This is a genomic window from Pseudohalioglobus lutimaris (genome assembly GCF_002866825.1).
Classification (GTDB): domain Bacteria; phylum Pseudomonadota; class Gammaproteobacteria; order Pseudomonadales; family Halieaceae; genus Halioglobus; species Halioglobus lutimaris.
Genome location: NZ_PKUS01000003.1, coordinates 232,281 through 249,083, shown reverse-complemented (window position 1 = coordinate 249,083; position 16,803 = coordinate 232,281). Strand labels below are relative to the sequence as shown.

Sequence of the window (16,803 nt, the reverse complement as noted above, 5' to 3'; positions counted from 1 at the left end):
TGGCTCAGAACGAGTAGCGCAGGTCCACCCCGTAGGTGCGCACATCGTCTATGTTGGTGTGGTAGGCGCCCAGTTCGTCCGCAGCGAACCCGCCGGGATTTCCCGCTCGCTCTTCGTCCAGCAGGTTGTTACCCCATAGAGCCACCTCGAAGGTGTCTTCCTCGTTGGACCAGGCCACCCGCGCATTGAGCAGTTTCTCATCCTGGAAATACCACTTACCCGTGGTGAAAATGGCCGTATCCTCGTTGGGGCCCGGGTCTTCCCGGAACTGGTAGTTCATGTGCAGCAACACGTAGCCGTAGGCAATTTCAGGTGTCCAGTCCAGCTTAAGGGTGTACTCGGTGTTGGTCTCCCCGCTGTTGGTCTCTCCGCCAACCAGTTCCCCGGCCGCGTTGTAGTACTGTTGGGATATATTGTCGGTCTCGCGGTAGGTGGTCAGGCCGCCCAGTCGCAGTGTGTCGGTGATGTTCCAGGTGACCACTAACTCTACGCCGTCTGCCTCCTCGTCGCTGCTGATGACGCCGGGTGCGGCGGTGGGATCGTCAGGGCCATCCTTAATGTCCGTGGAGGTTTGCTTGCCGTCCAGTTCATGGTGGAACAGTGCCAGCTCCACGCGCAGGCTTTCTTCAAAGAAATCACCCTTCAGGCCGAGTTCATAGCTGGTCATTTCCTCCGGGTCGAAGGAACCGGCGGCGAAGGCCCGGAAACTCTGTCCGTCGAAGCCGCCTGACTTATAGCCGGTGGCGAAGGAAAAATAGGTCATAGCGTAGTCGGTGAACTGCCAGTCAACGACGAGGCGGCCGGTGGTTTTATTCCAGTCATCCTCGGCGGTGAACTTGTCGTACCACTCGCTTTCACTGGCACCGGTCTGGCTGGGAGTGTAATTCACCCGGAAAGGGATGAACGGCCAGTCGGCAAAGCTGTTGTCGTAGGTTTGCCATGAGTACTCTTTTTCATCGTAGCTGTAGCGCAGACCGGCAGCTATGCGAATGGTGTCAGTTAGTTGGTAGGTGCCGTCGATGAATACACCCCAGTTGACGAAGTCGCCGGTGTTATCCATGGTCTCGGTGAAATACTGCTGGCCAAAGCTGGGCGGGAGTACGGCTGTGGGAACTCCGGTCAGCTCTGTCGCAGCAGCCGAGAAGTCGATATAAGTCGCGTCAGGCGCATCCGGGAAGTAATCCCAGATATGGTCGTCCAGATCCAGCACGATAGTGGGGTCGATCAGCCCTAGAGCCTGCGCGAAAGGTAGCAACTCGCCACTGAGCAACTGCATGTAGGAATCGGTCAGCAGGCCGATATCGGTGCGCTGGAAAACCTCTTCTTTACTGTAGTTCGCGCCCAGAATGAGGTCGAAATTTTCGTCAACGAAGTGGAAGCGCACCTCGCTGTAGAAGATGTCGGAGTCTTCGATATTGTTGGTGTCCAGGTAACGACGCGCTTCCGGGGTGCCGTCTTCTTCCTGCAGGTTGGTGGTATCCCAGTCGCGGTAGCTGACGATACCGAACATGTCCCACTGCTCGTTGAAGGCGTGGTTGATCTGCAGGTTAACGCCGTACATTTCACGTGTTTCTTCTTCGTTGGTGCGGTTGGCCCTGTACGTTTTACTTGCGCCCACTACATCGTGCTGGTCCTTGCCGCGGAAGGGATCGTTGCTGCCCTGGTAGGCATATTTGCTGACGCCGATAGCGGCGCGGGGCATTTCGTCACGGTCTTCATAGTCTGCCGAGAACTGAATTTCCGTGTCTGCCGTAGGTGTCCACAGCATCACGCCGCGGGCAGCCCAAAAGCCCTCATCGCGGTAATCACCGCCATTGGTGACGGCATCTGTGGCGCCGGATCGCTGGTGGGAGAACAGGTTGCCGCGCAATGCCAGCGTGTCGCTGACCGGGGTGTTGAACATGCCCTCCACGCGCACCAGGTCCTGGTTGCCCAGGCGTGCCTTGACGAAGCCCTCCACCTCCTGGCTGGGTTTATTCGGGACAATATTGATCACACCGGCGGTGGCATTGCGCCCGAACAGGGTGCCCTGTGGTCCCTTGAGGACTTCAGTACGGGCAATATCGGTGAAGGGAATCGAGGTCACGGCGCGGGGCATATAGGAGCCATCGTAGAATGTGGCCACCGAGGGGTCCTGCCCGGAACTGATATTGGGGCTGCTGACACCGCGCACGGTGATCCCCAACTGGGTGGAACCGCTTACGGAGTCACCGATCTCCACGCCAGGCATGAACGCGTCGATATCCTGGATGGTCGCGGCACCGGTGTTGATCATGTCCTGTGCGGTGAAGGCGCTCACGGCCCCCGGTACGGACATAAAGTCTTCTTCCCGCTTCTGCGCGGTGACGATGACCTCTTCGAGCTGCAGGCTGTAGCGGCTGCCGGTTTTTGCTTCTTCCTGGGCCAGGCTGCCATTGGCAAGCGCTGAGCTGGCAAGGGTGAAAAGCGCCAATTTGACGGCGGTCGAAAGGGTGGTTGGTCCCGCGGGGCATTTCCCGCGTGAAGGCTGTGCGTTGTTCATCGTCTCAGATCCCGGATTGCGACTGTGTCAGTTCATTTTTTATGGGTAGGTCGGCACTTTTGCGCAAGAATTTCAGTGCGTGTCCGGCGTCAACCGTAAGTTATTGTTATAAAGCCAGTTTCAAGGTCTCTCGGTATACCTGGCCGTATCATACCGTAGAAACACCTGTCGTTAGAATCTTCTCAGGTGGTCGGTTTAGATAGCAACTGCGTAGTCTCAGGGTATTAGCTTAAATCAATCTGAAAATACGTAGGGCGTGGTCGCATCGTTCCGGCGACGGCGCCATACAGTCCAATTCCGGGTCAGGTGGAAGGCGCGCTCACCGCCGCAGGGTTGCCCTGGGCCTCTGCAATCGACGCGGCCACCTCCTGGCTCAACGCATAAAGCAACTCACTATAGGCTGCGGCGACCTCGTTGCCGTTCTGTGTGGTGGCCGGGAGTGGGCGACTTTGCTTGCTTAGCCGTCGCGCAACAGTGCTGTCGTCAGCTACCCTGTACACAAACCACTCCGCTACCAGTACCACCCGTTCAGCATTTGAGTCCATTTCCACCAGGCGCAGTTTGACTCCGTAGTCAGGTGCGCGCTTCGGATGCCAGGGATAGAGGCGTACATTCTCGGTTTGCAGCAATCCGGCCAGGTTAAGCGCCACCACTCGCAGGATGCCGTCCTCCAGTGGCTCTGCCCAGCGCTCGGTGCTGGAGATCGCCAGGCTGTTGCTGTCAATGCGCTTAACCAGCGAGTCCCGGTTAAGATACTCCGGGACGGTTATCGGGCCAACGCCTATTGAAGGCGTCATGCCCTGGGGAAGTGGCGCTTCCGGAGCGGTGAGTAAATAATGCTGGCTGCTGGGCGTAGTACCGCAGGCTGCCAATAGCGGCAGCAGCAGGAGGGCGATCCAGTGTCTTACCAGTGAACGGTTCATTTTGCGTCTCCACTTCTTCCCCGGATGAGTGACTCCGGGTGCTCCTCCAGCGACTGGCCCAGCTGCTGCAACGCCCGCCCGGCCTGGCCCAATTCACGCAGGGCGCGATTGAGTTCATAAATCGTGGCGGAGTCGTAGTCCACCAGTCCCTCAAAATCCTGCATACCCGCTTCAAATGCCTTGATCGCGTCTGCAAGCAGCGCGAGGTTCTGGTTAACCAGCAGGGACAGCTGTGGTATTTCGGCATTTGCCAGACTGACGGTGTCGCTGGCGCCGTCCAGCAGGGCATCCAGTTTGGGGCCCGAGCTGGCGAGTTGCCCCCCCAGTCGGGTGCTGAGTTCGTTCACTGACGCCAGAGTCTCCTGTAGTTGACCGGGCAGGTCCTGGAAACTATGGCTGTTGACGAACGTGTTCACGCCGCTGGCGATGGACTCCAGGTCACCGGCAACCTTGGAAAAGTCGATGGATTCCAGCCTGCGGGTGATTCGCTCCAGTTCCGTGGGAATGGTAGGTATCTGCAGGTAAGGCGAGTCTATCGGTGCCAGGATCAGTGCGCTGTCCGGATGAAAGTCCAACTGCACATAGAGTAATCCGGTGAGCAGACTCTGGGTGTTGAGCTGGGCGCGCAGGCCGTGCGAGATCAACTCTTCGGTGAGGTTCTCTGCGTTGGAGCCACTGCGGCGGATATTGTCGCCCTGGATCTCCGCCTCCACCAGCATGATCAATTCCACCGTGTCCGAGTCCAGGATCAGTTCCACATCGGTTACCTGGCCGATCTGTACGCCGCGCAGTGCCACGGAAGCACCCACATTGAGGCCCTTCACCGAACCCTCGAAGACCATAACCACCTTGCTGCTGTCCTTCCCGAAGCCCGTTCCGAGGGCAAAGATAATCGTGGTCACGCCGATAAGCAGGGCGCCGATTACGAAGGCGCCTATCGCCACCGTGTTGGGTTTTTCACTCATGAGGGTTCCTCTGCAGTCGCGCTGCTGCTCGCCTCGCGGGCCAGGAATTGACGCACCACGGGCTGGTCGCTGTGGTCACGCAGTATTTTGGGATCACCATAGGCAATCATGGTTTTGCTGGTGGCATCCAGATACACCGAATTGGTGGCAATTGCAAAGATGCTCGGCAGCTCATGGGTAACCATCACCACGGTGGCACCGGTGCTGCTCTGCAGCTGTACGATCAGTTCATCGAGCAGGCTTGAACTGATCGGGTCCAGCCCCGCGGAGGGTTCATCAAAAAACAGGATCTCCGGGTCCAGGGCAATGGCCCTGGCCAGGGCGGCGCGCTTGCGCATGCCGCCGCTGATTTCGGACGGGTAGTAGTTCTGATAGCCCGCCAAACCAACCAGGGCCAGTTTGTAGGCGATGATGTCGGCGCGATCTGCCGCCGAGTAGGGCGTGTAGAGCTGTAGTGGCAGACCGACATTTTCCGCCAGGGTCATGGCGCTGAACAGGCCTCCGCTCTGGTAGGTGATGCCCCAGCGCCTGCGCATGGCGTCCTGCTGCTCCTCGCTGGCAGCAAAAAAACTCTGTCCGTCGTAGAGTATGTCCCCGGCCGCGGGAGAGAGCAGGCCGAGCATATGTTTGAGTAGTGTACTTTTACCGCAGCCGCTGCCGCCCATGATCACGAAAATGTCGCCGCGATTGATATCGAACTCAAGATTGGACTGGATGACGCGAGAACCGTAAGCCATGGTCAGGTTGCGGACGCTGATGTGGGGTTCGCTCATCAGATATCCAGCTGTTGAAAGATAATGTTGATGGCCGCGTCGGCAACGATCAGGTAGACCACAGCGGTAACCACGGCCTCGGTTGCGGCCTGACCCACAGCAGCTGAGCTGCGCCCGCTGTTGATGCCCGAGCGACAGCCGGCCACGGCAATCAGTAGTCCAAAGACGACACTCTTGATCAGGCCCACGCAGAGGTGGTTCAACGCCACTGCCCCCTCGCCCTGCGCAATATACATCAAAGGCGTGATACCCATGCCCCCGGCGACAATGCCGCCGCCGATGACCCCCAGCAGGTTGGCGTACAGCGTGAGCAGTGGCATCATCACCACCAGCGCCAATATTCGCGGCACCACCAGGAACTCCATAGGGGAAATGCCCATTGTGGTGATTGCATCGATTTCCTCGTTGGTTTGCATGGTGCCCAGTTGTGCCGCGTAGGCGGCGCCGGTGCGGCCAGCCATGACCACCGCAGTCATCAATACGCCCATCTCCCTGAGCATCCCAATGACCACCAGGTCAGCGACGTAGATCTCTGCGCCGAACTGTTGCAACTGCACCGCACCCAGGTAGGCCAGGATCATACCAACCAGAACGCTGGTCAGGCTGATAATGGCGAAGGCATTCGGTCCGGCCTGGTAGCAGAAGTGGCGGAAATCGGAGAATCGCGTGCTGGCCTGACCGATAACCAGTCGTGAGAGGGCGATGCAGAGCTCGCCGATGAACGCCAGCGAATCCACAGTGGCACTGCGCAACTGGCGCAACAAGTGTTCCGGGTCAAACCAGTCGCGCCAGGAACTGCCCGGTGCTGCGCCGGGGTCATGTGTCGGTACGGTGCTGGCAACCTCCAGTAACTGGTTTACGTTGGCCGGGACGTTGCGCATGGAAAAGGCGATACCGTCGTCACGGCACTGGTTATAGCACTGCAGCAGAAATGCCATCAGCACGGAATCCCACTGCCCCAGTTGTTCACCATCGACTATCAGTTCAGGCGCAACGATGCAGCACAAGTCCTCCTTGAGTGACTGGAAGTCCTGGTGCGAGTTGCCCTGGATCCAGTCGCCACTGATCATCAGCACCGCGCTGTCGCGATCCCGGGTGATCAGGTCGAACCCTGGTGATTGTTGCGTCATTGGTACCTTGTCAGGCTGGGGCAGGACACAGTTTAAGGCCTGAACCGACCGGATGTCGATTTAACGAAAGGGCAGGGCGGGTATTACCGCACTCAAGCTCTCCTGTGCCTTGCGATAGACCTCGATAACTGGCGTTCGGTTGCCCGCCTCCCGGCGCCGCGCAATCATCGTCACCGGGAAGAGGTAGTTGTCGCTGCTCTTGTAACGCAGGGCCCGGGTGCGACCCAGCCTGTCTTCGTAGATGACCCAGTCAAGGCCCAGCTCAGCGGCCAGCAGGTCGCCCATGATGATGCCCATGGCTTGAAGTTCGCGGGTCTGGTCATCGCGCACCAGTCCCTCATCCAGCATTCGTTGCAGCAATGCCAGGTCCCGATCCCGTTCGCCGCTGAACTGATTACCGAGATTGCGCGCTGCCAGGTCATCCAGTGACTCTCGCTGCTGTTGCATGAATTGGCGGTCCAGGTAGGACAGGTCGCTGATGAATGCTTCGCCCTGGGCGTTGCCCGGGGTTGATACGGCCAGCCCCAGCAACAGGGCCAGACCGGTGAGGGTTCGCAGGAATAGCATAGGCAGGCCTCCAAAACAGATCGAACCAAGGATAACAGGCCTGCCTAATTTAGCCCAAGCCGGTTGTCATCCACGCTCCGTCATGGATAATGGCGAACTTCCTCGCGGACGGCCGGAAACAGAGCTGTTCCGCCAGATTTTTCGGAGAATTGCGGATGATTACCGGCAGCATTGTCGCCCTTGTTACGCCCATGCACAGCGATGGCAGCGTCGACTGGGAAGCGCTTGATCGGCTTCTGGACCTGCATATCGCGGCAGGCACCGGGGCCATTGGCGCCGTGGGTACCACCGGCGAAAGCGCGACCCTCAGCGTTCCAGAGCATTGTGAGGTGATCAAACACTGCGTGCAGAAAGTGGGCGGGCGAATACCCATTCTGGCGGGCACGGGTGCCAACGCCACATGGGAAGCTATTGAGTTGACCCGGGCGGCCGCCGACGCGGGTGCCGACGCCTGTTTGCTGGTGACCCCTTACTACAACCGGCCAACCCAGGAAGGCCTCTATCTGCATTTCAAGGCGATAGCCGAAGCGGTGGATGTGCCGCAGGTCCTGTACAACGTACCGGGGCGCACGGCGGTAGACATGCGCAATGACACCGTGGAGCGGCTGGTTGGCCTACGCAATATCATCGGCATCAAGGACGCCACTGGCGACCTGGACCGCGGTCGCGAACTGATCGCGCGCTGCGGCCAACAGATTGCCATTTACTCAGGAGACGACGCCACCGCCATGGAGCTGATGCTGGCCGGCGGCAAGGGTAATATATCCGTGACTGCAAATGTGGCCCCGGTGCAGATGGCAGAGATGTGCCGGCTGGCCCTGGCAGGAGACCGCGAGGGGGCAAGTGCGATTAACGCTCAGTTGGATCCGCTGAATCGCGCGCTGTTCCTTGAGGCCAACCCTATCCCGGTCAAGTGGGCGCTGCAGCAGCAGGGCCTGATCGGTGAGGGTATACGTCTGCCGCTTACCCCGCTCGCCCCGGTCTATCACGGAGAGGTCGCCTCGGCCCTGAAGGCGGTAGCACAATGATAAAGACAGTAATCACCGGACGCTGGGCCCTGATCGCCCTGATGCTGGCATCGACGACAGGCTGCGGCTACCTGTTTGGCGACCAGGGGGTATTTCGCGATGCCTCCGAGGACTATAAGCGAGCGCCCGACATGCCGGTGATTGCCGTGCCGGAGGGCAAGAGTACCGATGCCTTGCAGGAGATCTACCCCGTACCGGCTACAACAGGTGGCGTAGTCAGCTCTGCTGAATTCGAAGTGCCGCGGCCTACGCCGCTGGTTGGCAATGCCGAGGACGAGACAGTGCGCATTCAGCGGCTTGGCGATGAGAGCTGGGCGCTGGTCGCTGAAGCGCCGGGTCAGGTCTGGCCCCAGGTGCGCAGCTTCCTGACCAGCTCGGGTATTGGTTTGGCCAGGGTGGATGCCCGGGCCGGTATACTGGAAACGGGCTGGTTGCAGCTTGAGGGGGCGCCGATGGGCAGCCGCTTCCGCATGCGCATAGAACAGGGCGTGCAACGTGGCACCAGTGAATTGCACGTGTTGCAGCAGAACCAGGCCGGCGATGTGAATGTGTGGCCAGCGCGTTCTGATGATCTGGACCAGGAATCGGAGATGCTGCGCACGCTGGCGCAGTTTATCGCCAATAGCGCGGAAGCGGCGCCAGTCTCCATGGTCGCCGAGCAAGGTATCAGCGCCGGCGGGCGTATCACCCTGCAGGAAAGCGCGGGCGGAGAGCCCTATCTGCAGCTGCTACTCCCCTTCGATCGTGCCTGGGCTTCCCTGGGCAGGGCGCTAGAGAAATCCACGTTCGAAATTACCGACCGTGATCGCAGCCAGGGAACCTTCTATACGGTCTTCCTCGGGCCCGAATCCGGTGAGGAAGAGGGCTGGTTCGACTGGCTATGGGGCTCCGAGGACGTGCACCCACAGGCGGGAGAGCGCTTTGTCGTGTCAATCGAAGACAGGGGCGAGTCCGGTATTCATATTTATCTTCGTGCGCAGGAACAGGAGGCAGAGCTGGCGGTTCGTGACCAGCAGGCATTACTGTCGCTGATCAAGGGCAATATCAACTAGCCCGGTGATGCGTTTTGCCTCACTCGGCTCCGGCAGCAAGGGCAATGCAACCCTGGTGCAGTCCGGAGAGACACTGTTGATGATCGATTGTGGCTTCTCCGTGCGGGAAACCACGCGACGTATGGCCCGCCTGGGTCTGCAGCCCGATCAGTTGCAGGCCATTCTGGTCACACATGAGCATAGCGATCACTGTGCCGGCGTGGCCCGGCTTTCACGGCGCCACAATATCCCTGTGTACCTCACCCATGGCACGGCCTCCAGTGGACGCTGTGATGGCAGTCATACATTCTGCTGTTTTAACTGTGATGATCAGTTTGATATTGGCCAGATCAGCGTACAAACCGTGGCGGTGCCTCATGATGCCGTCGAGCCTTGCCAGTTTCGCCTGTCCGCCGCGGGAAGGTCTCTCGGTGTGCTTACGGACCTGGGCTGTGTGACCCCCCACGTGGTGGACAGCTACCGTGGCTGTGACAGCCTGCTACTGGAATTTAATCACGACTCGGATATGTTGCTGCTGGGCAAATACCCCCCGCACCTGAAAAGCAGGGTGGGTGGCGACTGGGGGCATCTAAACAATGAGCAGGCTGCCGGGTTGCTGCGCCAGCTGGACTGTGCCGGCGCGCTGAATAACCTGGTAGTGGCCCACATCAGTGAAAACAATAACTCCCGCGACAGTGCCGAACGGGCATTGTGCGAGGTCCTGGACTCTCTCGAGAGAGTGGTCTGGGCGCAGCAGGACGAAGGGTTCGACTGGCTTCAGGTCTGATCCTGCTGAGTGCGCACGGTTACGCCCCCTCTACTTCGGCTTCCTGCTGTGCTTCCTCGGCGCGGTTGCGCTTCCAGCGTCTGTTGCTCCACAGCCAGCTTTCCGGCTCGCTGCGAATGGATGCCTCGGCTAGTTCTACATAGCGATCGGTGATGAGGTGTGATTCTTTATCATACGGTGGGCTGGCGACCTCGTGGAACTCGATTTCATAGTAGCCCGTGCGGCGACGGCGACATTGTGCGAAGACCACAGGGAAACCGGTCATTTTTGCGATAGTTTCCGCGCCCAGGTAGAAATTGGCTTCCTGATTCATAAAAGTGGTCCAGTAACCGCGTTCGCTGCGAATCGGTGACTGGTCGGCCACCATTACAAACAAGCGAAACTCGCGCCGGCGGCGGAGTATGTCACGGGTCGCGCTCTTCATGGACAGGGGGCGAGACCCGAACTGGCTGCGAATATCAAAGATGAGTTTGTCAACGGTTTGGTTATGCAGGGGTTTGTAAACCGGGTCTATGGGAATGTTGAGGTGGGTAGTGGCACCGTGCAGCATCCACTCCCAGTTACCCTGGTGAATGGTGAGGACGATGACGGACCGTGTAAAGCCCTCGCTTTGCTGTTCCAGGACGTCACGATTGAGTATGTTTACGCGCTGCAGGAAGTCATCCGGCCGCATGCGCCGTGCCTTGATGATCTCCAGTGCCACCTGGCTGATGCGCTGGTAGAACAGCCTTGCGGTGGCCTTGAGTTCGCCACTGGACTTATCCGGGAAGGCGCGGGTCAAATTATTACGCACGACCTCGCGGCGGTAGCGGAAGACGTAATAAAGCAGCACATACCCTACCCACGCCAGTGCATAGAGTAAGGGGAAGGGCAGGTAGCTGATCAGGCGATAGATCATGGCCGGGTGCAGTGTGCGGGCAAGATCAGTTGATCAAGCTGGAACAGCGCATTACGCCCCGGGCACTGCAACTGCGGGTTCCCGGAGAGGTCCAGAACGCGCAGCGAGAGTAATTCATAGAGTGCAACAGGGTCCACAATGCGGTTGTTGGTCAGGTCCAGGCTTTCCAGGGAGGACAGGGCTGCCAGGGGGTGCAGATGCTCAATCTGGTTGGAGGCCAGGCTAAGCTGGCGCAACCCGGTGAACAGGCCCAGACCGTCAAGGGAGCCGATTTCAGCAGCGCTGCAGTTGAGGACCAGCAGTTCGTTGGGCCGGGTTACCTGCTGGTCAATAATGGCCTGCTCGATGCAGGTGCGCAGGCCATCGTCTATCACCGTGAAATCAGAAAACAGCGGGCGGGGTGTATAAACCACTTTTTCGTTGACCGTCAGGTCGTAGTTGCTGCATCCGCCTGAGGTGGCCAGTAGCAGAGCAAACAGTATCCAGCGTGGCATTGCTGACTCCCTTGGGTTGAGGTTTCTGGCGCCACGTAATTTGCCCATAGCCGCAGCGCTCCTGGCTACCTATAATAACACTGCCAGAGAGATAAATCGGAAAGCGTAATGACTAAGCCCGACAAACCAGCGACGGCGTCCCAGGATAACGCGAGTAACCGCGGAGATGCGATCTCCCTGGTACAGCGGGGCAATCTCAAGACCCTGGAAAAGACACTGCGCAAGCAATGGCGCCTGGGGCAGAATATCGTGCTGTGCTGGAGTGCGGATGAACGCGGTCTGCTGGTCATTTTTGTGCCCCACTATTTTCTCGGCAACTACTGTGCCCTGGGTGAGGACAATAAGGGCAATGAACTGTTCATTCGCGAGCTGATTTCCGGCGACAGGCGAATGACCCGGGAAGAAATGTTTGAAGTCTCGGACCGGCTTCAGATCTCCCCGACGTTTATCAAACTGGATACACCGCTAAGTGAAGAGCCGCAGGTGCTGCAGCAGGTAGAACAGCTCATTCGTCGCTACGGTTTGAGTTATGTGGAGAGCCGGGCGGTGTTGTTATTCGATATTGTCGAGTTCTCCCTGTACACACCATTCGAACAGGCCAGCCAGCTGAACAGCCTCTCCTACACGCTGAACTCGGCCTATAACAAGCTGCTGGCCCGCGGGATAGAGGTTAACTTCGCCCGAACCACCACCGGTGATGGCTACTATATCTGGAATCGCAGCCTGGGGCCCGAGGCCAATCTTGATCTGTTCTATTTCATGTTGTTGGTGGTGGCGGATAACGCCGCCGCGCGATCAGCTTCCCGCGGCAATACGGTACCGGTAATACGTTCCGGCTTTCATATAGGCGGCCACTATGAGCTTTACCAGGCGGAAGGTATTAACCCCACGGTGTTCAGCTATATTGTCGGCGATGTGACGATTGAGCTGGCGCGTATGCTCGAATTGGCTGCGGCCGAGCAGATTCTGGTCGGTGATTTCAGTACCCAACTGGGTGAGGGCGCTTTGTCGACGGCAAAAGTGTCTACCCAGGCGTTTGTCGCTGCCTGTAATCGAGGGCTGGAATCACTCGCTGGTTTGCAGCTTGCGGGAAAGACAGTCGGCTCGCTTGGCTGTAGTCTGAGTGAGCACGCGGACGAAACGGGCGAGCAAGTCCCGCGTCGCTTTCGCATCACCGACAAGCACGGCCTCTCCCGCTTCGCGTATAACCTGCGCCTGAGCATCAATGCCGGAGACGAGAAGTTTCAACTGGGCCTTGATGAGCATCAACTGCCAGGCCACGCTGCCCCAGCGGAGCAACAGCCCGCATCGAATGCAGTGCCTGGCCAGAACGAAGAAGCTCCGCCCCCGGCAACTGCCGAAGCGATTATTGATGACTTCGCCGGGCTATTGAAAAAGCGCCACGGCAGTATTGTTGAGGAGTGAGCGCCGCTGTCTGACGTCCCTCTTGCGCGACTCGGTGTCTGTGCCGTTCACGAAATTTCCGAGGCCCGCGCGCAGAAACTGGCGGAACAACTCGCACTGCCCCTGCTGCCTGCCGCTACCTCTCCCCGGGATTGTGGGATCGCCACTGCCCTGCTGATGGTGGATGAGAACCGCCTCGCACTGCAGTTGTGCGGGCGCAAAATGCCGGGTGCGGTGTCGGTGGACTTTGGAACTGCCGGTATGCGTCATCGGCGCGGCGCCGGGCATAATGAATTGCTCGGCAGGGCAGTGGGCGTCGGCAAGAAGCCTGGGCTTGCCGTGATCGATGCCACGGCGGGCCTGGGTCGGGACGGGTTCGTGCTCGCCGACCTGGGTGTGAATGTGCGCTTGTGTGAACGCCATCCCGTTGTTGCCGCATTACTCAGCGCAGGGCTTGCTGCGGGCACTGCAGTCGCTGATGATTGGCTGAACGCAGTGCTCGCCAGAATGCAACTGACAGAAGGCGATGTGCGTGAGCTGCCGCACGATGAGGTAGCCGCTGCAGACGTAATCTACCTGGACCCGATGTTTCCCCCGCGAGACAAGACTGCGGCGGTGAAAAAGGAAATGGCGCTATTCCAGTTCCTGCTGCAGGGCGTGCCAGCAGATGCGGACGAATTATTGCGCTGGGCGCTGCAGAAGCCCGTTGCAAGGGTGGTGGTCAAGCGCCCGGCAAAGGCGGAGCCCCTGGCGGGTCTGCAACCTTCTCACGCCATACGCGGCAAGGCTGTGCGTTACGATGTTTACGTGCTGGCGGGCCTTGCATGAAGGCTTCTACCTGTTGCGTCGCGCCATTGGCCATTCTCTCAATTGTTGCTTTTCGGAGTTTCTGCAATGTCTGAACACAAAAAAACGGCGCTGGTGACTGGCGCTTCATCTGGCCTGGGTGCGGAGTTTTGCCGGCAGCTGTCCGCGCAGTGTGAGGTTGTCATCGCAGTGGCCCGTCGCCGCGAGCGCCTTGAGGGTTTGCGCGAAGAACTGGCCGGCAATACGCAAGTGCATGTCATTGAAGCCGATCTGCTCAGTGTTGAAGGCCTGGCCAGAACACTGGAGGCCCTGCGTCAGAAAGGCCCGGTGGATATTCTGGTGAACAATGCAGGCTTCAGTCCCTACGGTGATTTTGCCGCCACTGAAATCGGTATACAGCGAGATATGTTGAGCCTGCACTGTGATGCGAGTATCAGCCTGTGCCGTGCGGCGATACCTTTCATGCAAGAGCTGGGTGGGGGGCATATTATCAACGTGTCCTCCCTGGGTGCGTTCCTGCCGGGACGAAAGCTCGCGGTGTATGGCGCGAGCAAGGCGTTTCTGAATTACTTTTCGCTTTCACTGCAACAGGAGCTGGAGAGCACTGGTATTACCGTGCAGGCGCTTTGCCCGGGGCTGGTGCGTACAGAGATTCATGAGCCAATGAAAGCGCAGGGGTTTGACACGGAGGCGTTCCCCGATGACATGTGGATGCAATCGGAGGATGTGGTGAGCGCCAGCCTGGCCGCGCTGGGTAATGGTCGTGTACTGGTTATACCGGGAGAGGGCAGTCTCGCCCTGGCGCGCATGGGCGCGCAGGCAACGCTGGATGCGTTAGGAGACTAGCAATCGCTGGATAATGCCGCGGTAGACGGCGGTAAGGCGCGGCAGATCCGGCGCATGCACAGCCTCGTCTATTTTGTGAATAGTGGCATTCACGGGCCCCAGTTCCACGACCTGGGCGCCGCTGGGTGCGATAAAGCGCCCGTCAGAGGTTCCGCCCGCAGTGGACAACTCGGTATCTATGCCCAGTTCATCCTTAATGCTGGCTATGGCTGCCTCCACCAGCTCGCCGCTGGGGGTGAGGAACGGTTGGCCGCTCAGGCTCCAGTCAATATCGTAGTTCAGACCATGTGCGTCGAGAATGGCATGCGTACGCTGGCGCAGCTCCATGTCGGTTACCTCAGTTGAAAACCTGAAGTTGAACACCACCCGGGCGTCTCCGGGGATGACATTGGTCGCCCCGGTGCCGGCGTTGATATTGGAAACCTGCATGGAGGTGGGCGGGAAGAAGCTGTTGCCCTGGTCCCAGGTCTCTGCGGTGAGCGCTGCAACAGCGGGCATTGCACGATGAATAGGGTTATCAGCCAGTTGCGGGTAGGCGATGTGGCCCTGTACCCCTTTAACAGTGAGGGTGGCATTGAGTGAGCCGCGGCGTCCGTTCTTGATGACATCACCCAGGCGCTCGCTGCTGGAGGGCTCACCCACCAGGCACCAGGTGATCTGCTCGCCCCGGCCTGCCAGCCATTCCATGACGCGCACTGTGCCATCAACAGCAGGGCCTTCCTCATCTGAGGTGATCAGAAAACCGATGCGCCCACCGTTATCGGGGTACTGGGCGACAAACTCTTCACAGGCAACAATCATTGCCGCGAGGCTGGCCTTCATGTCGGCCGCGCCACGCCCGTATAGCGTATCCCCCAGTAATGTGGGCTCAAACGGGTGCGTACTCCACTGCTCCAGCGGACCCGTCGGCACCACGTCAGTATGTCCTGCGAACACCAGTATCGGCCCGCTAGTGCCGCGCACGGCCCAGAGGTTGTCGACATCACCAAAGCGAAGGGCCGTGCACTCGAAGCCGATTGCTTCCAGTCTGGCAGTCATCAGGGCCTGGCAGCCCGCATCGTCGGGTGTGACCGAGGCGCGGCTGATCAGTTCACGGCAAAGCTCCAGCGTTTTATTCAATGCAGTATACGCAGCCCTAGTTGTGGGCGTGCAACTCCTCATTCAACTCTATAGCGGAGCGGTTGGTGAGGCACTCCACTGCGCCGGTGGTGGAGTTGCGACGAAACAGCAGGTCGGACTTGCTTGCAAGGTCTCGCGCCCTGACGGTTTCTACCGGCATGCCCTCGGCGTCGAGCATGGTGACTTTGGTGCCGGCAGTAACGAACAGCCCCGCTTCAACCGTGCAGCGATCTCCAAGCGGGATGCCAATGCCGGCATTGGCACCGATCAGGCACTCCTTGCCCACTGCAATGATAATGTTACCGCCACCGGACAGGGTGCCCATGGTTGAGCACCCGCCACCCAGGTCGGAACCCGCTCCAACCCTTACGCCGGCCGAAATGCGTCCTTCTATCATGCCCGGACCATCTGTGCCGGCATTAAAATTGACGAAGCCCTCGTGCATGATAGTGGTTCCCTCGCCCAGGTATGCGCCCAGGCGCACGCGAGCAGTGTGGGCGATACGCACGCCCTTCGGCACCACGTAGTTGGTCATTTTGGGAAACTTGTCTACGCAGCTGACTTCCAGTACCTCACCGCGCAGGCGGGCGGCCAGTTGTCGTTCGGGAAGCTCCTCGATGTCCACCGCGCCCTCATTGGTCCACGCGACATTAGGTAAAGCGCCGAACAATCCATCCAGTACGGTGCCGTGCGGCTTCACCAGGCGGTGGGACAGCAGGTGCAATTTCAGGTAACCCTCGGGCACATTGGCTGGAGCCGCGTCCTCTGTCAGCAGCACCGCTACCGCAGGGCGGTCACTGTCCCGCAGTCGGCTGGCAAGGGATGCCTGTTCGTCTTCCCCGGCCTCGCTCAGCTTGCTCTGCAATGTGCGTAGCTGGTTCGCGTCCAGCGTCGCAGTGTTACCCAGGCCTGCCACGGCGGCGGCCAGCTCTGCGGACGGTGAGATCAGCGGCCGCGGAAAGAAAACCTCCAGCCACTCACCTTTCCTATTGTGAGTGCCCACGCCAAGGCCGAGGGCGAACGCGGATTCTGTCATGGTGTTGTATGTCCTGTCTTCACCCTAAAGGGTGTGGTGATTGAAAATTGTCTGGTAGTTGGCAGATGAAAAGCCGCAGTGCAGTTCGTGCCCTGTATCGAGGACGGGGCGTTTGAACAGGGTGGGGTGCTCGAGAATGGCGGCAGCAGCTGTGACGTCGTCCATGTTGTCCCGGGCCGTCGGGTCCAGGGCCTTCCAGGTTGTACTGCGCTTGTTCACCAGAATCTCCCAGCCCAGGGTTTGCAGCCAGTGCATCACGGTCTCCCGCTCCAACCCATCCGCGCGTACGTCGTGAAAGCGATACTCGATTTCCCTGTCATCCAGCCATTTTCTGGCCTTCTTCACCGTGTCGCAGTTCTTGATGCCGTAGAGCGTGATCACGTACTGTCCAATTGTCGTTGTAAACGGGTCGAGTAGCATAGCAAATCGGCTCCTTCAGATATAGCGAGAGCAGATGCTATAGTCTTCCCGATG

General features: G+C 59.2%; 17 protein-coding genes. 6 read left to right on the top strand and 11 right to left on the bottom strand.

Annotated features, from left to right (window positions below; genetic code table 11):
* Nucleotides 1-4 precede the first annotated feature (4 nt).
* The 6 genes from C0039_RS05765 to C0039_RS05740 form a co-directional block, all read right to left on the bottom strand.
* On the bottom strand, nucleotides 5-2,521 hold the full coding sequence (locus tag C0039_RS05765; protein ID WP_101517521.1) for a TonB-dependent receptor: 2,517 nt from the start codon (nucleotides 2,519-2,521) through the stop codon (nucleotides 5-7).
* Between the two features lie 302 nt (nucleotides 2,522-2,823).
* Complete coding sequence (locus tag C0039_RS05760) at nucleotides 2,824-3,444, bottom strand: PqiC family protein (protein ID WP_075998626.1); 621 nt, start codon at nucleotides 3,442-3,444, stop codon at nucleotides 2,824-2,826.
* The gene (locus C0039_RS05755; RefSeq protein ID WP_101517520.1) at nucleotides 3,441-4,409 is read right to left on the bottom strand and encodes an MlaD family protein; all 969 of its coding nucleotides are present in this window, start codon (nucleotides 4,407-4,409) and stop codon (nucleotides 3,441-3,443) included. Before C0039_RS05755 ends, C0039_RS05760 begins: the two co-directional genes overlap by 4 nt.
* Nucleotides 4,406-5,182: an ABC transporter ATP-binding protein gene (locus C0039_RS05750; protein WP_101517519.1), complete on the bottom strand. Its 777-nt coding sequence runs from the start codon at nucleotides 5,180-5,182 to the stop codon at nucleotides 4,406-4,408. The genes C0039_RS05755 and C0039_RS05750 overlap by 4 nt, the downstream gene beginning before the upstream one ends.
* Entirely contained in the window at nucleotides 5,182-6,312 is a 1,131-nt protein-coding gene (locus C0039_RS05745) for an ABC transporter permease (RefSeq protein ID WP_075998624.1), read from the bottom strand. Before C0039_RS05745 ends, C0039_RS05750 begins: the two co-directional genes overlap by 1 nt.
* A gap of 60 nt (nucleotides 6,313-6,372) precedes the next feature.
* Nucleotides 6,373-6,879, bottom strand: coding sequence for a DUF3806 domain-containing protein (locus C0039_RS05740; protein ID WP_084179079.1), 507 nt, complete (start codon nucleotides 6,877-6,879; stop codon nucleotides 6,373-6,375).
* 155 nt (nucleotides 6,880-7,034) lie between these two features.
* On the opposite strand from C0039_RS05740, the gene dapA reads away from it, so the two are divergent.
* The 3 genes from dapA to C0039_RS05725 are packed head-to-tail and all read left to right on the top strand — an operon-like array spanning nucleotide 7,035 to nucleotide 9,725.
* Nucleotides 7,035-7,907 (top strand): 4-hydroxy-tetrahydrodipicolinate synthase, encoded by an 873-nt coding sequence (dapA, locus tag C0039_RS05735; RefSeq protein WP_101517547.1) that lies wholly within the window; start codon nucleotides 7,035-7,037, stop codon nucleotides 7,905-7,907.
* A complete protein-coding gene (gene bamC / locus C0039_RS05730) occupies nucleotides 7,904-8,959 on the top strand; it encodes an outer membrane protein assembly factor BamC (protein ID WP_101517518.1) in 1,056 nt (351 codons plus the stop codon). The genes dapA and bamC overlap by 4 nt, the downstream gene beginning before the upstream one ends.
* Nucleotides 8,960-8,966: 7 nt before the next feature.
* On the top strand, nucleotides 8,967-9,725 hold the full coding sequence (locus C0039_RS05725) for an MBL fold metallo-hydrolase (protein ID WP_101517517.1): 759 nt from the start codon (nucleotides 8,967-8,969) through the stop codon (nucleotides 9,723-9,725).
* A 19-nt stretch (nucleotides 9,726-9,744) separates the two neighbouring features.
* Here C0039_RS05725 and C0039_RS05720 read toward each other — a convergent pair whose 3' ends face one another.
* Nucleotides 9,745-10,623 carry a lysophospholipid acyltransferase family protein gene (locus tag C0039_RS05720; protein ID WP_075998621.1) on the bottom strand — a complete coding sequence of 293 codons (879 nt, stop codon included), beginning with the start codon at nucleotides 10,621-10,623 and terminating at the stop codon, nucleotides 9,745-9,747.
* Entirely contained in the window at nucleotides 10,620-11,165 is a 546-nt protein-coding gene (locus C0039_RS05715) for a leucine-rich repeat domain-containing protein (protein WP_101517516.1), read from the bottom strand. Before C0039_RS05715 ends, C0039_RS05720 begins: the two co-directional genes overlap by 4 nt.
* A 60-nt stretch (nucleotides 11,166-11,225) precedes the next feature.
* Between C0039_RS05715 and C0039_RS05710 the strand changes: the two genes are divergently transcribed.
* The 3 genes from C0039_RS05710 (at nucleotide 11,226) to C0039_RS05700 (ending at nucleotide 14,174) form a co-directional block, all read left to right on the top strand.
* A complete protein-coding gene (locus tag C0039_RS05710; protein WP_075998619.1) occupies nucleotides 11,226-12,542 on the top strand; it encodes a hypothetical protein in 1,317 nt (438 codons plus the stop codon).
* A 156-nt stretch (nucleotides 12,543-12,698) separates the two neighbouring features.
* Nucleotides 12,699-13,349, top strand: coding sequence for a class I SAM-dependent methyltransferase (locus tag C0039_RS05705; RefSeq protein WP_084179073.1), 651 nt, complete (start codon nucleotides 12,699-12,701; stop codon nucleotides 13,347-13,349).
* A gap of 66 nt (nucleotides 13,350-13,415) precedes the next feature.
* A complete protein-coding gene (locus C0039_RS05700; protein ID WP_075998617.1) occupies nucleotides 13,416-14,174 on the top strand; it encodes an SDR family NAD(P)-dependent oxidoreductase in 759 nt (252 codons plus the stop codon).
* Here C0039_RS05700 and dapE read toward each other — a convergent pair.
* Genes dapE through C0039_RS05685 form a run of 3 tightly spaced genes read right to left on the bottom strand, consistent with a single transcriptional unit; the run spans nucleotide 14,163 to nucleotide 16,749 of the window.
* Nucleotides 14,163-15,293, bottom strand: a complete 1,131-nt coding sequence (dapE, locus tag C0039_RS05695) for a succinyl-diaminopimelate desuccinylase (protein ID WP_101517515.1) — start codon at nucleotides 15,291-15,293, stop codon at nucleotides 14,163-14,165. The genes C0039_RS05700 and dapE overlap by 12 nt on opposite strands.
* Before the next feature lie 16 nt (nucleotides 15,294-15,309).
* Complete coding sequence (gene dapD, locus C0039_RS05690) at nucleotides 15,310-16,329, bottom strand: 2,3,4,5-tetrahydropyridine-2,6-dicarboxylate N-succinyltransferase (RefSeq protein WP_075998615.1); 1,020 nt, start codon at nucleotides 16,327-16,329, stop codon at nucleotides 15,310-15,312.
* 24 nt (nucleotides 16,330-16,353) lie between these two features.
* A complete protein-coding gene (locus C0039_RS05685; protein WP_232334848.1) occupies nucleotides 16,354-16,749 on the bottom strand; it encodes an ArsC family reductase in 396 nt (131 codons plus the stop codon).
* Nucleotides 16,750-16,803: the final 54 nt, after the last annotated feature.

Coding starts and splice junctions, on each gene's coding strand:
- C0039_RS05765 (WP_101517521.1), bottom strand. CDS start 2,521: ATGAACAACGCACAGCCTTCACGCGGGAAATGCCCCGCGGGACCAACC.
- C0039_RS05760 (WP_075998626.1), bottom strand. CDS start 3,444: ATGAACCGTTCACTGGTAAGACACTGGATCGCCCTCCTGCTGCTGCCG.
- C0039_RS05755 (WP_101517520.1), bottom strand. CDS start 4,409: ATGAGTGAAAAACCCAACACGGTGGCGATAGGCGCCTTCGTAATCGGC.
- C0039_RS05750 (WP_101517519.1), bottom strand. CDS start 5,182: ATGAGCGAACCCCACATCAGCGTCCGCAACCTGACCATGGCTTACGGT.
- C0039_RS05745 (WP_075998624.1), bottom strand. CDS start 6,312: ATGACGCAACAATCACCAGGGTTCGACCTGATCACCCGGGATCGCGAC.
- C0039_RS05740 (WP_084179079.1), bottom strand. CDS start 6,879: ATGCTATTCCTGCGAACCCTCACCGGTCTGGCCCTGTTGCTGGGGCTG.
- dapA (WP_101517547.1), top strand. CDS start 7,035: ATGATTACCGGCAGCATTGTCGCCCTTGTTACGCCCATGCACAGCGAT.
- bamC (WP_101517518.1), top strand. CDS start 7,904: ATGATAAAGACAGTAATCACCGGACGCTGGGCCCTGATCGCCCTGATG.
- C0039_RS05725 (WP_101517517.1), top strand. CDS start 8,967: ATGCGTTTTGCCTCACTCGGCTCCGGCAGCAAGGGCAATGCAACCCTG.
- C0039_RS05720 (WP_075998621.1), bottom strand. CDS start 10,623: ATGATCTATCGCCTGATCAGCTACCTGCCCTTCCCCTTACTCTATGCA.
- C0039_RS05715 (WP_101517516.1), bottom strand. CDS start 11,165: ATGGGCAAATTACGTGGCGCCAGAAACCTCAACCCAAGGGAGTCAGCA.
- C0039_RS05710 (WP_075998619.1), top strand. CDS start 11,226: ATGACTAAGCCCGACAAACCAGCGACGGCGTCCCAGGATAACGCGAGT.
- C0039_RS05705 (WP_084179073.1), top strand. CDS start 12,699: ATGGTGGATGAGAACCGCCTCGCACTGCAGTTGTGCGGGCGCAAAATG.
- C0039_RS05700 (WP_075998617.1), top strand. CDS start 13,416: ATGTCTGAACACAAAAAAACGGCGCTGGTGACTGGCGCTTCATCTGGC.
- dapD (WP_075998615.1), bottom strand. CDS start 16,329: ATGACAGAATCCGCGTTCGCCCTCGGCCTTGGCGTGGGCACTCACAAT.
- C0039_RS05685 (WP_232334848.1), bottom strand. CDS start 16,749: ATGCTACTCGACCCGTTTACAACGACAATTGGACAGTACGTGATCACG.